Origin of the sequence: Stenotrophomonas sp. GD03930, assembly GCF_029839665.1 — a bacterium.
GTDB classification, from domain to species: domain Bacteria; phylum Pseudomonadota; class Gammaproteobacteria; order Xanthomonadales; family Xanthomonadaceae; genus Stenotrophomonas; species Stenotrophomonas forensis.
In genome coordinates this window covers 1,008,062-1,021,408 of the sequence record NZ_JAOCAV010000002.1, presented here as the reverse complement: position 1 = coordinate 1,021,408, position 13,347 = coordinate 1,008,062, and the positions used below count along the sequence as shown (strand labels likewise).

Sequence of the window (13,347 nt, the reverse complement as noted above, 5' to 3'; positions counted from 1 at the left end):
AGGGGGAATGACATGAAACAGCATCGCATCGCCCGGGCCGGCCACGTTGCCGCGACACTGGGACTGATCCTGGGAATCGGCCTGCTGGCCGCCTGCCGCAGCCATGCGCCGGCTGCCGATGGCCCCGCCGAAGCCACCGCCGTGCACTTCCCGGAGGCATCGAAAGCCTCGCTGAAGGAAGGCACCTATCCCGACGTCGCCGATCTGCGCCGCTTTGCGCCGGGCATGAGCAAGCGCCAGCTTTACACTCTGCTGGGCACGCCGCACTTCAACGAAGGCATGTGGGGCGTGCGTGAATGGAACTACCTGTTCAACTTCCGGACCGCGCAGGGCGCGGAGTACTTCACCTGCCAGTTCCAGGTGCGCTTCGACGGCAAGGGCATTGCCCAGGCCGGGTACTGGAAGCCGGAATCGTGCGCGGCCGTGCTCGACCCACCGCGGCCGCCGGCACCGCCGGCACCGCCACCGGCGCCATTGCCGGAACAACCGTTGCGGCTGTCTGCCGACGCACTGTTCGGCTTCGACAGTGCGAAGCTCAGCGCCGAAGGCCAGCAGGCGGTGCAGGGCATCCTGGCGCAGGTGCGTGAGGCGGCGCAGGTGCAGTCGATCCGGGTGACCGGGTACACCGACCGCATCGGCAGCGCCAGCTACAACCAGGCGTTGTCGCAGCGCCGTGCCGATGCCGTGCGCGCCGCACTGGTGCAGGGTGGAGTGCCGGCAGCCAGCATCAGTGCCGAAGGCCGCGGGGCCGCCGAGCCGATCGTGCAGTGCGAGCAGCGCAACCGCCGCGAGCTGATTGCCTGCCTGGCACCGAATCGGCGGGTGCAGATCGCCGGGATGGCCCATCCGCGCTGAGATTCCTGCGCCGGGGCATGACCCCGGCATTCCGAGTCCCCCCTGACCGTCGGCAGGACGTGGCAACGTCTCCCCCGTCATCCACGCCTGCCGGCGGCTCAGGTTTTCCATGGTGCACGCGATGAATGCCCAATTCCTGCCTCTTTCCATGAAGACGGAAACCACACTGAGTGTGTACGGCCAGCTCGGCAACCACGCCGTGGTGCGTATTCCCGGGCGGCGGCTGCCGGGATTGATCCTGCAGGCCGATACCGTGGCGGGGTTCCTGGCCCAGCTGCAGGAAGCCCAGGCCTGCCTGCGCAGCGGCCGCGCACAGCGCACCGATGCCGAGCTGGACATGCTGATCGACGTTCTGCAGCAGTGGTACGCGCTCATCGAATCGCGCCTGGCCGATGCCGGCGAGGCGTTGTAGGTAAAAGGGGACGGAGGGGATTAAGTCGTTTCCGGCACTGCCGGGGCAAGAACGACTTGATCCCCTCCGTCCCTTTTTCTAGGCGCGGGCGCTTACGTGCCAGCAGGCGGCCTCCACGCGCACGCGGTCGCCTTCGATGAAGGGGGCGAACGCCGCCAGTGCCTTGTCGCGAAGTGCGGCGGCGCGGGCTTCCGGCATCGAGCGCAGTGCCAGACCCAGCGGGCCCAACTGGCCCACGTACGTCGGCAGGTCATCACGGGCGATCGAGCAGGGCAGGTCCACGGCGACCACATCCACATCCTTCCAGCCGGCGGCCAGCAACACGTGCCGCACGCGTTCGCCATCGGCGAAGGCGAACTGTCCCGGAGCGCCGGGCACGCGCGGCGGCAGATCCAGCGCATCGCCGATGGCGCGCTCGGCGGTGGTCATGAATGGATTTTCGTCTGCGCCGCGCCAGGCAATGAAACGAAGGCCGGCGCCGGGCAGCGCCGCGCGGTGCAGGTTGGCGAAGGCCGCGCCGGTGTCCTCAAAGAACATCACGCCCAGCCGCGACTGGATCCAGTCGTAGTGTGCCGGCGGCAGCGGATGCTGCTGCGCGTCGGCCACGATGAAGTCCGCCTCAAGTCCTGCGCCGACGGCACGCTGACGGGCCAGCGCCAGCATCGGCGCGGAGATGTCCAAGCCGGTGCAGTGCGCCTCTGGTCGCGCCGCCGCGGACGCGAGCAGGCTGGCGCCGGTACCGCAGCCAATGTCCAGTAATTGCGTGACGGTGTCCGGCAGCTCGCTGACCAGCAGATCGGCCAGCGGCTGGAACAGGCCATCGAGCATGGCCTGTTGCGCGACCCATACCTGCCCGCCAGAGCCATTCCAGAGCGCGCTTTGATCAACCGGGGATGTGCTGGCCATGGCCTTGCCTTGCTGGGAAGTTGCCCATAGGTTGGCGCTTGAAGGCGACTTGAGGTCAAGCCCATGCGTGAACTGGATATCGGCGAGGTGGTGAAGCGCAGTGGCGTGCCGGCCTCGACACTGCGTTACTACGAACAGCTGGGGCTGTTGCAGGCCCTGGGCCGTCGCGGCATGCGCCGGCAGTACGACGAGCAGGTGCTGGAGCGGCTGGCGCTGATTGGCCTCGGCCAGGCGGCCGGGCTGTCGCTGCAGCAGATCGGGGTATCGCTGCCGCCCCTGCGCGGATGCCTCACGCTGGACCGGGACGCCCTGCTGGCACAGGCCGAGGTACTGCAGCGGCAGATCAGCCAGCTGCAGCGGATACGTCGGCACCTGCAGCGGGCAGCGGCCTGCCCGGAGGCGCAGGATGCGCGCCGGTGCGGCTCATTCCGCAAGTTGTTGAGGGCCCAGCAGCGCATCGCGGGAGGGTGAGAGAAGCGCATCCACGCATGGCGTGGATCTACTGCGCCACGCCATGCCTGGATGAATCAATCGCGCGTACTGACTTCCCAGGTGGCGTGCAGCACGCCTGGCACGTGTTCCATCCGCGCCAGCACCACGTCCAGTTCATCGGCGCTGACGGCGGTGCTGACCAGGACCGCGATCACATCGGTGGGCGCGTCGGCATGTTCGACCACCTGCACATCGCCAACCGGATACTGCGCGGCCTCCAGTGCATCGACCAGCCGCTCGCGCACGCGCGGCACTGCTTCGGCATCCACGCTCAGGCGCACCTCGTAGGTCGCTTCGGTCGCCGCCTCGTTGATCGGGATGCGGTTGATCGCATTCACCAGCGGCCGCAGCAGGGTGTTGCCGGCAATGATCAGCACGGTCAGCAGCACGCCTTCGGCCAGCATGTCCGCACCGGTGCAGCTGCCGACCGCCGCCGAGCACCACAGCGTGGCGGCGGTGTTCAGGCCGCGCACGTTCATGCCTTCCTTCATGATCACGCCAGCGCCGAGGAAGCCGACGCCGGAGACCACGTAGGAGATCACCCGCACCGCCTCGGCACTGCCGGCGATGCGCATGCCCAGGTCGACGAAGGCAGCGGCGCCCACCGCGACCAGCACGTTGGTGCGCAGGCCGGCGGTGCGCTGCCGGTACTGGCGTTCGGCGCCGATCAGCGTGCCAAGCACGAAGGCGGCCAGCAGGCTGACCACGGTGTCGGCGAAGGGGCCGGCCTGGAAGGTTTCAATGAAGCGCATGGCCCGAGTCTACCCGGTGGAGGTGACAGTAGATCCACGCCCTGCGTGGATATCCAGATGTGCCGGAAACGACTTAATCCCCTCCGTCCCCTTTTGCGGGGTCAGTCGGTGTCCTCGACGCGCTCGCCCATCAGTTCGCGCTGGCGCTTGTCCAGTTCCTCGGCGTAGCGCTTGCGCACGAAGGCTTCGGAGACCACGCCCAGCACCTGGCCGTCGGTGGCTACCACGGCCAGTTCGTCGGCCTGGGTCTGGTCGAAGCGCTGCATCACGCTGACCACGTCCGCGGCCGGTGACAGTGACACGTCACGGTTCTCGGCCAGTTCGCCGATCACGGTCTCCGGTTTCACGCCATCGCCATAGACGCGCGGAATCTGCACGATGCCGGCGTAGTGGCCTTCGCCATCGATCAGCACCACCCGGCTGCCCGAACCCAGCGGGAAGCGCTGGCGGAACGCGGCAGCGTCGAGGTCGGCCGGTGCGGTCGCCACGCCCTTGCGCATCAGCCGGCCGGCGTTGAGGTTCTGCACCCAGCCCACGTCGCGGGCGCTCTTGATGGTCTCGCCGCGCAGATGCATGCGCCATGTCGAGAACGAATAGCCGAACCACTGCCGTACCAGCGTGCTGGAGACCAGCACCGCGCTCATCACCACGCTGGTCAACAGGAAGTCGTGGGTGCCTTCCAGTACCAGCATGGCCATGGTCATCGGTGCGCCGACCACGGCGGCGGCCAGCGCCGCCATCCCGGCCAGCGCGGCGGAGGTGGCGTCGATCACCGGCACCCCGGTGGCCATGGCCAGCAGGCCGGCGAACAGGGCGCCGACCAGGGTTCCCATGAACAGAGAGGCGAAGAACAGGCCGCCGCGGAAGCCAAACCCGAGCGAGATGCCCGAGGCCAGGCACTTCAGGGTCAGCAGGCCGCCGATCCAGATCAGCGGCAGATGTGTAGTCAGGTCCAGGTGCAGCGCGCCATGCCCCGACGACAGCACCTGCGGGCTGGCCAGCGCCAGTGGAATCAGCAGCAGGCCGCCCACCACCGGCCGGCCCCACAACGGCAACGGGCTGCGCTTGACCGTGCCTTCGATCGAGGCGATCAGCCGCATCACCGCGATGCCGACCATCGCGCAGCAGCAGCCGAGCAAGCCGTAGATGGCGTAGTCGGCGGCGCGGACATCAATCGTCGAGGCTGCCGGCAGCAGGTAGGCCTCGATGCCGGCCTGGTCGGCCACGAACGCGCCGGCCAGCGCGGCGACCGCGACCGGCGCCAGTGCAGCCGGGGTGTAGGCACCGATGACGATCTCGAAGGCGTAGAACGCGCCGGCCAGTGGCGCGCCGAAGGCGGCGGCGATGGCACCGGCGGCACCAGCGCCGACCAGGATGCGCACGTCGTTGCGGCGCAGGCGCATCACCCGGCCCAGCTGGGAGCCGCTGCCGGCGCCCATCTGCGTATACGACGCCTCCAGCCCGACCGAGGCGCCGCAGCCGTTGGACAGCAGGGTCTGGGTCAGCACGATCAGGTTGTCGCGCATCGACATGCGGCCGCCATGCAGCGCATTGGCTTCCACCGCATCGAGCAGGGGCCGCTTGAGCCGGGTCGCGGCCAGGCTGACCAGGCCGACCAGCAGCCCACCCAGCGGCAGCACCAGCAGCGCGGTCCAGGTCAGCGAGGGCAGGGAGCTCAGGCGCATGCCTTCGTCCAGGCCGTACAGCGCGCCCTGCAGCCAGCGCGCGATGCCCGATTGCAGCAGGGTCAGGTAGCCGGCGATCAGGCCGACCAGCAGCGCCAGCGCGATGAACCACAGGTCACTGCCGCGCAGGCGCAGGCGCAGGCCCTGGAAGGCCAGATGCAGGCGCGATGGTGAAACGGGCAGTGACATGGTGGCGGCATGATACGCCGCCACCGTGAGCGCCACCGTCACTGCATCGGGCGGTTACCGGCTCAGAAGCGGTAGCGGCCCTGCACGTAGAAGGTGCGCGGCGCGGCCACCATGCGCCCGGCGTTGCCGTCGACGTTGCGGGTGTACCAGCGCTTGTCGGCCAGGTTGTTCACGCCCAGCGCGATCTCGCTGTCGCCCAGCCCCGGCACCTGCCAGGCCACCTGTGCGTTCCACAGGCGCACGCCGGGCACGCGGCCCACGCGCGCGTCGGCGGTCTCATCCCAGGTGTTGGCCGCATCGGAGAACTGGCCGCTCTGGTGGGTACTGGAGACGTTGAAGGTCCAGCCAGCCAGCGCGTAGCGGGCGCCGACGCTGTCGGTGTCGCGCGAATAGAACGGCACGTCCAGGCCGCGGTTGTCGCCGGACTGCTGGATCGCCTTGGTCCAGGTGTAGTTGGCGTACAGCTCCAGCCCGGCCAGCGCGCTGTCCTCGGCGAAGTGGTATTCCAGCGCGCTTTCCACGCCCTTGTGGTCGGTGGCGCCGATGTTCTGGAAGGTCGGCGGGGTGATGCCCGGCACCTGCAGGATCTGGTTGTCGAAGCGCATCTTGAACATGGTGATTTCCGCGCGCAGTGCGCCGTCCTGCCAACGCGCGCCCAGCTCGGTGGTCTTGGCCACTTCCGGGTTCAGCGGGTTGCTGGCGCTCTGCGAATTCAGCTGGATGTTCTGCACCGGCCCGAACGAGGTCGTGTAGTTGCCGAACACGGTCAGCTGCGGGGTCAGCAGGTAGGCGATGTTGAGCGAGGGCAGGGCCTTGTTGTTGCGGCTGCTGAAGGTCGCGCTGCCGCCGGACTGGCGGCGGTCCATGTCGATCCACTCCATGCGCACGCCCGGGGTGATCCGCCACTGGCCGACCGCGATGCGGTCGTCGATGTAGAACGCGTGGGCGTCGGTGGCGTTGTCGAAGCGGGTGGTGGCGCTGGCCGCACCGGTGCGGCGGGTGACGGTGTAGCTGCGGTCGTTGCCGCGCTCGCGCAGGAAGCGGTAGCCGGCGGTGATGTCATGCACCGTACTGCCCCAGTGCAGGCGCTGGGTGTAGCGCGGCTCGATGCCGAGCACGCGGTAGTCGCGCGGCTGCACGGTCAGCTGGGTGTTGGCGGCATTGATCAGCGAGCTGGCGCGGCTGCTCTCGTTGTAATAGGCCAGCACCTCGAACTCGCTGTTGGCCGACAGCGTGTTGGTGTAGCCCAGATCGATGCCGGTGCGATGGCCCTTCCAGAAATCGGCCGGGCGGGTGTTCTGGAACGGATCGGCCTCGTACTGCGCGCGGGTCAGGCCGCCCGGAGTCAGTGAGCGCACATCGTAGTAGGACAGCTTGGCACGCAGTTCCTGCTGTTCGTCGATGGCGTAGGCGAACTTCAGTGCGAGATCGTTGAAGCGATCATCGCTGCCCTGGCGCCAGCCGCGGCCGTCCTGGCCGGAGTAGAGCAGGGCGGCGCCCAGCCCGTTGTCGCCGGTGCCGCCGAGGAAGGCGTTGTACTGGGTGCTGTCGCCACCGCCGTGATCGTAGGCGGTGTAGCGCACACCGGCCTCACCGTGCAGGCCGGCGCCGGTCGGAATGGCGCGGGTGCTGAAGTTGATGATGCCGCCCACGTTCTGCGGCCCGTAACGCACCGCGCCGCCGCCGCGCACCACGTCGATCGATTCGATGTTGGACAGGCTGGTCGGCGCGAACGACAGCTGCGGCTGCCCATACGGCGCCACCGCCAGTGGCACACCATCGAGCAGTACGGTGGAGCGCGGCGAATAGCGACCGGTGAGGCCGCGCACGCCGATGTTCAACGACACCGAACTGCCGGCCGTGCCGGAGTTGTCGGTGACCTGCACGCCGGGGATGCGGCGCATGGCATCGCCGATGCTGGCCGCGCCGCTGGCCTCGATGCGCCGGCGGTCAACCACGGTGCGGGCGCCGGCGAAGCTCTTGACGCTGTCGTGCAGGCCGGTGCCCAGCCAGCTGCCGGAGACCTGGATGCTGTCCAGCGTGGTGGCGCCGTCCTGGGCGAAGGCGCTGGCGGCCGGGAGCAGGCACAGGGCGAGGGCGGCGGCCAGCGGCAGGTGGGCCGGTCGGAGGGCGTTGATGGGCATCGGTGCAGGTCGTGGAAGGTCGTAAATGAGAATTATTGCTGATTCCATTCGCCAATGGAATGCGTCTGCGGTTCATGCCGATGACCGGGTGGTAGAGTGATGGATTGCTTCCTGACTCGCTGAGATCCGCCATGTCCCAAGCCGCTTTCTACCCCGTCGGAACCCCTGGCCAGCCGTGGGGAGCGGCGGAACGGGACCAGTGGCGTGGCCGCCAGCAGCGCCTGCGTCGCTATGACCAGGAGGTGTTGCCGCGCATCGAGGCACTGGCCTCGCGCTTCGACAAGGTGGCCTATGGCCAGCTCGACTACGCGGGCGAGACCTACACGCTGTTTGCCCTGCGCAGCAGCGACTGGAATCCGGCGCTGCCGGCCGCGCTGGTCACCGGTGGCGTGCACGGGTACGAAACCAGTGGCGTGATGGGGGCGCTGGAATTCCTCGAGAAGCACGCCGCCGACTATGCCGGCAAGGCCAACCTGCTGGTGGCGCCGTGCGTGAACCCGTGGGGCTTCGAGCGCATCAACCGTTGGAACTTCGATGCGATCGACCCCAACCGCAATTTCCGCGCCGACGGCCCGGCCCGCGAGTCGACCGCCGTGATCGAACTGATCGGGCCCTACCAGGGCCAGTTCGTGCTGCACATCGACCTGCATGAAACCACCGACAGCGACGAGAGCGAGTTCCGTCCGGCCCTGGCGGCGCGTGATGGCAAGCCGTTCGAGCCGGGCCTGATCCCGGATGGCTTCTACCTGGTCGACGACAGCGAGAACCCGCAGCCGGCGTTCCAGCAGGCGGTGATCGCCGCGGTGGAGAAGGTCACCCACATCGCCCCGGCCGACGACAAGGGCGAAATCATCGGTTCGCCGGTGGTCGCCCATGGCGTGATTGAGTACCCGCTGGTGAAGCTGGCGCTGTGCGCGGGCATCACCGGTGCGAAGTACACGACCACCACCGAGGTCTACCCGGACAGCCCGCGCGCCACGCCGCAGCAGTGCAACGACGCACAGGTGGCCGCGGTGTGCTCGGCCCTGGACTACGCGCTCGCCCATCGTTGATCGGTAGTGCCGGCCGCTGGCCGGCAACCACGGGACACTGGGATTGCCGGCCAGCGGCCGGCACTACCTTATCCAAGCGCGTCGGCCCACCATAGGGCGGCCGGACCCGGCGGCGTGTCACGGCGCCACAGCAGGTCGCTGTGGATACGCCGGGGCCAGCCGGGCAGGCTCAGTTCCACCAGCTGCCCACGGTCATAGCGCTGTACCAGCGCGCGTGGAAGTTCGGCCCAGCCGATGCCGTCCTCGGCCATCTCCATCACCATCAGATAGTCGGTGGCGGTCCACGCCAGCCCGGTAGCCGCGCGGGCGTGGTCGACCTCTGCACTCAGTCGCACCTGCCGGTGCCGTGGCAGCTGGGCTGCCGCGCGGCGGCCGGCGTCGGCCAGCGGATGGTCGCGCGCCACGTAGATCGATAGTTCGCTGTGGTGGGCCAGCGGTCGGGCCACCAGGTCATCGGGATAGCGTTCCTGCCTGGGCAGCAGGCCCAGCGCGGCGCGGCCGCTGCTCACAAGCTCCAGCACGTCCTCGCCTTCGGCATCCAGCCATTCCAGCTCGATCTCCGGGAACGCCTCCGCAAACCGTTGCAGGACCCGCAGCTCCGGATCAAGCTGGTAGACATCGGAGAACACCACGGTCAGGCGCGCTTCGACCGGTGCGGCCAGGCGCACGCTCAACTGCTGAAGGCGCACATCGGCGGCGAGGATCTCCTGGGCATGCCCGAGCACCTGTCGGCCGGCTTCGGTCAGCTGTGGGTAGCGCCCACTGCGGTCGAACAGGCTCACGCCCAGGTCGGCTTCGAGGTGGGCGATGGCGGTGCTGACCGTCGACTGGGTCTTGCGCAGCCGGCGCGCTGCCGCCGAGAACGAGCCGAGCGCTGCGGCTTCGACGAAGGCCTGCAGGGATTCAGGAGAGTAGGGCATTGATCCATCGCTCTTGTCGATGGAATCCATTTTGATCCCACCGTAAAAGACGATGATACTGCCGGTCGTCGCCCCTGTCTGTGGGGCGTTCCGGATCATCCACGCATGGCGTGGATCTACTGATGGCGGGGCGCGGTCCCCGCCCTGCAAGGAGTTTCACATGTCCCGCACTGTTCCCGCCCGTGGCGCGTTGGTCGCCTGGGCTTGCCTGACCGTGGCGATCGTCGCCGAAGTGGTCGGTACCTCGTTCATGGCCCATGCCGCCCGTGATGGCGGCTGGACCGGTTACCTGGTCATGGCTGGCGCGCTGGCACTGTCCTATTACTTCCTGGCGCTCTCGGTGCGTCGCATCGCGGTCGGCGTGGCCTATGCGGTCTGGGAAGGCCTCGGCCTGACCCTGCTGACCGTGGTCGGCCTCACCGTGTTCGGCGAGAGCCTGTCGCTGCAGCAGCTGGCCGGCCTGGTGCTGGCGGTGGTCGGCATCGTCTGCGTCACCCTCGGGGAGGCGCACTGATGAACACCCTGGCCCTGTTTTTCGTGATCTGTTCGGCCTTGATCGACGTCGCCGCCAACATGATGGTGGCCAAGTCGGAAGGCTTCCGCCGCTGGCGCTGGGGTGTTGCGGCGATCGTCATGGTCTGGATCGCCTTCGCCCTGCTGGGCCAGGCGGTGCGCTACATGGACCTGGCCACCGCCTATGCGATGTGGGGTGCGATCGGTGTGATCGGTACCGCTACCTGCGGCCGCCTGCTGTTCGGCAACCGCCTGCGTCCGATCGGCTGGGTCGGCATCGCGCTGGTCACGTTCGCGGTACTGCTGCTCAGTACCGCGAAGTAATGCGCCGCTGTGCGAACCAAGGTTGGCACCCACCAGTGCTGAGTCACCGGCACCTGCCGGAGCGTGAGTCGCGCAGGCAAGCGCCCCGGGGAGGATCTCCCCGGGGCGCTGTCGTATCCGCAGGGCTCAGAAGCGTGCGGTGAAGTTCAGCCGCGTGGTGCGGCCCGGGCCCGGCATCAGGCTCATCGCCAGCGTGTCCATGTAGTAGGTGTCGCGCAGGTTGCTGACCACCAGTTCCACCTCGGCTTTCGGGGTGAACTGCCAGCGCGCGTAGAAGTCATAGATCGCGGTGGGCAGGTAGATGTTCTGCAGGCCGGTCGAACCGGTCGTGTTCCAGGGCTTGTCCAGTTCATGGGTGGGGCCACTGTTGTAGGTGCGGCGGATGCCGGTATCCAGGCGGCGGTCGAACAGGCGGAAGCCCAGCGTGCTGTGGATCGAGTACTTCGGCGGGTTCTGCGCGTTGACGAACGAGGTACCGAAGCCGCCGTCCACGCAGTCCGGCGTGGTATCCAGCTTGCTCCACTTGGCATACGGGTCTTCGCGCAGGCGCTTGGCGGTGGCCGCATCGCAGGTGCGTGCGCGCTGGTAGTAGCTGGCCGACAGGTCCAGGTAGGCAATGCCGGCGTCATAGCCCGATTGCAGCTCGTAGCCGGACACCGTGTAGTTGTCGACGTTGTCGACGTAGAACGCCCAGGTGCTGGAATCGAAGCGGCGGGTGATCGCGTTGTCGATATCGTTCTTGAACCAGGCCACCTTGAACGCTAGGCGGTCGCCGTCACGCCAGAGGTCCTGCTTGAGCAGGCTGAAGCCGATGTCCCAGGAGCGGTTCTTTTCCGGCTTCAGGTCGGCCACTGGCGCCGAGGTGCTGTTGCCCAGCGTCGATTCGAACAGGCTGGGCATCTTCCAGCCCTGCGCGTACTTCACGTAGAAGAACATGTCCGCATCGAGGTTGAAGCGGGCCTCGGCATACGGTGCGAAGCCGTGGCCGGAGCGGCGGATCGCCGGCTTGTAGCCCCACGCGGTGGGAATCTGCTTGGTGTAGAAGCCGTTGGCACCGCGCGGATCGGGAATGAAGCCATCGAAGTCGTAGGCCTGGCCCAGCGTGCTGTCGCCATAGGGCGTGGCGCGCAGCGAGTCATACGTGTAGTTGCCCTGTGCGTCCGGGTACCACTCCTTGTACCAGCCCGGCAGCAGCTGGCCGCCCTTGCTCAGGCGGGCGAAGGTGTAGCGCAGGTCACGCGATTCGCTGACGAAGGCCACGCGGTTGCGGTCACGGGTGCGGTAGTCGATGAAGCGCCCGCCCGCGGTCAGCGACAGCCAGTCCCACGGCTGCCACTGCAGCGAGGCGACGACGCTGGCTTCGCGGCGCGTGCCCGAGCGCAGGTAGCGGTTGTTGTTGTAGTCCACCGGCAGCACCGGTGAATTCGGCGCGGTGTCCTCATGCTGGAAGGCGGCACCGTAGCGCAGCGTCCACTCACCCAGATCGTTGCTGAAGCGGGTGGTGTTGCTGCTGTCCAGGCCCCAGCGCTGGGTCTTCACGTCCGACTGCAGGCCCGGGCCGTAGGTCTCGCCCAGCGTGTCGGGCATCGCGTCACCCGGATAGTTCTTGAACAGCGGCGTGTTGGCGATGTTGCTGTTGAACATGCGGCTGGTGGCGGTGGTGAACCACAGGGTACTGCTCAGGTCCAGCCACGGGTGTGCCTCGGGCCGGTAGCGATGGCGCAGCGAGGTGGCGTTGACCCGCATCTTCCCCGGCTCGAACTGGAACATGGTGTTGGCCTTGTCCACGTAGGTCACCCATTCGTTGGACTCGCCCACGCGGCCGATCGCCGACGGCATGATTTCGCCGAAGCTGGAGTTGAAGAAGCGGTGGCTCAGCTCCAGCCGCTGGTCGGGGTCGGGTGTCCAGGTGAATTTCAGCAGTGCCGATTCGTTGTCGGTATGCGTGTTGAGTACCTCGTCGCCCGGATGGAAGAGCTTGGACACCGCCTGGCTGGACATGCCGGTGCCGCCGCTGGACAAGTGCTGATTGTCGTAACGATGCGCATCGTTGCTGCCGGCGAAGAAGTTGCCCTGGCGGCGACGTGCATAGGCGGCCACCAGCTGCCAGTCTTCGCCGCGCTGGGCGAAGGCCACGCTGCCATTCCAGTCACGCGGGTCGCGCAGGCTGTTGCGGTTGTCGCTGCCACGCGCCACCTGCTTGAACACGCGCGTGCGGTCGATGCTGTTGTCGGCCACGCCGCCGCGCACGCGCAGGCCCCAGTCCTGCCCATCGTCGAGGATGTCATCGACGTTCAGCGTTTCCATGTAGACCACGCCGCCGATCGCGCTGGCGGCATTGGCGGCCAGGCTCGGTCCCTTCTCGATGCTGACCGCGCTGATCAGGTCCGGATCGAGGTAGCTGCGCTGCTGCACGCCGGCATAGCCGCGGTACACGTCGATGGCCTGCTGGCCGCCGTCGATGATCACCGGCACCCGGTTCTGGCCCTGCAGGCCGCGGATGTTGACGTCCAGCGCGCCGCCATTGCGGACGTCAGCGGTATGCACGCCGACCGCACCGGCCAGCACATCGCCGATCGACTGGCCGCGGAAGCGTTCCAGCTGCTGGCGGTCCAGGTGCACGCGCGAGCCGCTGTCACGGTAGACCGCATCGGCGTCGGCCAGGCCCCACGGCGAAGCGCCTTCGCTGGCCTGGCCAGCCACGCGCAGGGTGCCGATCTGGCGCACTCCTGCTTCAGCGTTGGGTGCCGCCTGCAGCACCACACCGCTGGCATCACGCTGGAAGGTCAGGCCGGTACCGGCCAGCAGCTGTGCCAATGCGGCATCGGCGTCGAGCGTGGCCTGTACGCCGTTGCTGTGGCGACCCCGGGTCAGGCGCGCATCGGCGGCGATGGACAGGCCGGACTGCTGGCCGAACGCGGTCAGGGCCTGGTCGAGCGCACCCGCCGGGATCTGCCAGCGCACGGATGCTTTGGTGTCCTGTGCATGGGCGGCGGCCGGCAACAGGCACGGGGTGGTCAGGGCCAGGCACAGCGCGATGGCCAGCGGGCGAGGGGAGGGGCAGGGCAGTTTCATGGGGGCGGCAACATCCGCAATGGGTTCC

At 68.0% G+C, this 13,347-nt stretch carries 12 protein-coding genes; 6 read left to right on the top strand and 6 right to left on the bottom strand.

Features of this window, described 5'->3' with window-relative positions; translation table 11 throughout:
* The first annotated feature begins 12 nt into the window (after nucleotides 1–12).
* Together N5C18_RS15275 and N5C18_RS15270 are read left to right on the top strand one after the other, a co-directional pair.
* Nucleotides 13–855 carry an OmpA family protein gene (locus N5C18_RS15275; protein WP_279944987.1) on the top strand — a complete coding sequence of 281 codons (843 nt, stop codon included), beginning with the start codon at nucleotides 13–15 and terminating at the stop codon, nucleotides 853–855.
* A gap of 121 nt (nucleotides 856–976) precedes the next feature.
* Nucleotides 977–1,267 (top strand): hypothetical protein, encoded by a 291-nt coding sequence (locus N5C18_RS15270; RefSeq protein WP_019659952.1) that lies wholly within the window; start codon nucleotides 977–979, stop codon nucleotides 1,265–1,267.
* Between the two features lie 78 nt (nucleotides 1,268–1,345).
* Here the strand turns inward: N5C18_RS15270 and N5C18_RS15265 are convergent, their stop codons facing one another.
* Complete coding sequence (locus tag N5C18_RS15265) at nucleotides 1,346–2,173, bottom strand: class I SAM-dependent methyltransferase (RefSeq protein ID WP_053511817.1); 828 nt, start codon at nucleotides 2,171–2,173, stop codon at nucleotides 1,346–1,348.
* Nucleotides 2,174–2,236: 63 nt separating this feature from the next.
* Here N5C18_RS15265 and N5C18_RS15260 point away from each other — a divergent pair, with 63 nt between their 5' ends.
* On the top strand, nucleotides 2,237–2,644 hold the full coding sequence (locus N5C18_RS15260; protein ID WP_164240375.1) for a MerR family transcriptional regulator: 408 nt from the start codon (nucleotides 2,237–2,239) through the stop codon (nucleotides 2,642–2,644).
* 56 nt (nucleotides 2,645–2,700) lie between these two features.
* Here N5C18_RS15260 and N5C18_RS15255 read toward each other — a convergent pair whose 3' ends face one another.
* The 3 genes from N5C18_RS15255 to N5C18_RS15245 form a co-directional block, all read right to left on the bottom strand.
* Nucleotides 2,701–3,417, bottom strand: coding sequence for an MgtC/SapB family protein (locus N5C18_RS15255; RefSeq protein ID WP_005409984.1), 717 nt, complete (start codon nucleotides 3,415–3,417; stop codon nucleotides 2,701–2,703).
* Between the two features lie 101 nt (nucleotides 3,418–3,518).
* Complete coding sequence (locus tag N5C18_RS15250) at nucleotides 3,519–5,291, bottom strand: chloride channel protein (protein WP_279944986.1); 1,773 nt, start codon at nucleotides 5,289–5,291, stop codon at nucleotides 3,519–3,521.
* A gap of 62 nt (nucleotides 5,292–5,353) precedes the next feature.
* Nucleotides 5,354–7,435 carry a TonB-dependent siderophore receptor gene (locus N5C18_RS15245; protein ID WP_279944985.1) on the bottom strand — a complete coding sequence of 694 codons (2,082 nt, stop codon included), beginning with the start codon at nucleotides 7,433–7,435 and terminating at the stop codon, nucleotides 5,354–5,356.
* A 131-nt stretch (nucleotides 7,436–7,566) separates the two neighbouring features.
* Here N5C18_RS15245 and N5C18_RS15240 point away from each other — a divergent pair, with 131 nt between their 5' ends.
* A complete protein-coding gene (locus tag N5C18_RS15240; RefSeq protein WP_279944984.1) occupies nucleotides 7,567–8,487 on the top strand; it encodes a M14 family metallocarboxypeptidase in 921 nt (306 codons plus the stop codon).
* Between the two features lie 68 nt (nucleotides 8,488–8,555).
* Here the strand turns inward: N5C18_RS15240 and N5C18_RS15235 are convergent, their stop codons facing one another.
* Nucleotides 8,556–9,407: a LysR family transcriptional regulator gene (locus tag N5C18_RS15235; protein WP_279945057.1), complete on the bottom strand. Its 852-nt coding sequence runs from the start codon at nucleotides 9,405–9,407 to the stop codon at nucleotides 8,556–8,558.
* Nucleotides 9,408–9,567: 160 nt separating this feature from the next.
* Between N5C18_RS15235 and N5C18_RS15230 the strand changes: the two genes are divergently transcribed.
* Nucleotides 9,568–9,921 (top strand): SMR family transporter, encoded by a 354-nt coding sequence (locus N5C18_RS15230; protein WP_006450325.1) that lies wholly within the window; start codon nucleotides 9,568–9,570, stop codon nucleotides 9,919–9,921.
* Nucleotides 9,921–10,244 carry an SMR family transporter gene (locus N5C18_RS15225; protein WP_053512188.1) on the top strand — a complete coding sequence of 108 codons (324 nt, stop codon included), beginning with the start codon at nucleotides 9,921–9,923 and terminating at the stop codon, nucleotides 10,242–10,244. Before N5C18_RS15230 ends, N5C18_RS15225 begins: the two co-directional genes overlap by 1 nt.
* Nucleotides 10,245–10,370: 126 nt before the next feature.
* Here N5C18_RS15225 and N5C18_RS15220 read toward each other — a convergent pair whose 3' ends face one another.
* On the bottom strand, nucleotides 10,371–13,319 hold the full coding sequence (locus N5C18_RS15220; protein ID WP_279944982.1) for a TonB-dependent receptor: 2,949 nt from the start codon (nucleotides 13,317–13,319) through the stop codon (nucleotides 10,371–10,373).
* Nucleotides 13,320–13,347: the final 28 nt, after the last annotated feature.

What these genes read in the sequence shown, in the direction of transcription:
- N5C18_RS15275 (WP_279944987.1), top strand. Translation starts at nt 13, where the DNA reads ATGAAACAGCATCGCATCGCCCGGGCCGGCCACGTTGCCGCGACACTG.
- N5C18_RS15270 (WP_019659952.1), top strand. Translation starts at nt 977, where the DNA reads ATGAATGCCCAATTCCTGCCTCTTTCCATGAAGACGGAAACCACACTG.
- N5C18_RS15265 (WP_053511817.1), bottom strand. Translation starts at nt 2,173, where the DNA reads ATGGCCAGCACATCCCCGGTTGATCAAAGCGCGCTCTGGAATGGCTCT.
- N5C18_RS15260 (WP_164240375.1), top strand. Translation starts at nt 2,237, where the DNA reads ATGCGTGAACTGGATATCGGCGAGGTGGTGAAGCGCAGTGGCGTGCCG.
- N5C18_RS15255 (WP_005409984.1), bottom strand. Translation starts at nt 3,417, where the DNA reads ATGCGCTTCATTGAAACCTTCCAGGCCGGCCCCTTCGCCGACACCGTG.
- N5C18_RS15250 (WP_279944986.1), bottom strand. Translation starts at nt 5,291, where the DNA reads ATGTCACTGCCCGTTTCACCATCGCGCCTGCATCTGGCCTTCCAGGGC.
- N5C18_RS15245 (WP_279944985.1), bottom strand. Translation starts at nt 7,435, where the DNA reads ATGCCCATCAACGCCCTCCGACCGGCCCACCTGCCGCTGGCCGCCGCC.
- N5C18_RS15240 (WP_279944984.1), top strand. Translation starts at nt 7,567, where the DNA reads ATGTCCCAAGCCGCTTTCTACCCCGTCGGAACCCCTGGCCAGCCGTGG.
- N5C18_RS15235 (WP_279945057.1), bottom strand. Translation starts at nt 9,407, where the DNA reads ATGCCCTACTCTCCTGAATCCCTGCAGGCCTTCGTCGAAGCCGCAGCG.
- N5C18_RS15230 (WP_006450325.1), top strand. Translation starts at nt 9,568, where the DNA reads ATGTCCCGCACTGTTCCCGCCCGTGGCGCGTTGGTCGCCTGGGCTTGC.
- N5C18_RS15225 (WP_053512188.1), top strand. Translation starts at nt 9,921, where the DNA reads ATGAACACCCTGGCCCTGTTTTTCGTGATCTGTTCGGCCTTGATCGAC.
- N5C18_RS15220 (WP_279944982.1), bottom strand. Translation starts at nt 13,319, where the DNA reads ATGAAACTGCCCTGCCCCTCCCCTCGCCCGCTGGCCATCGCGCTGTGC.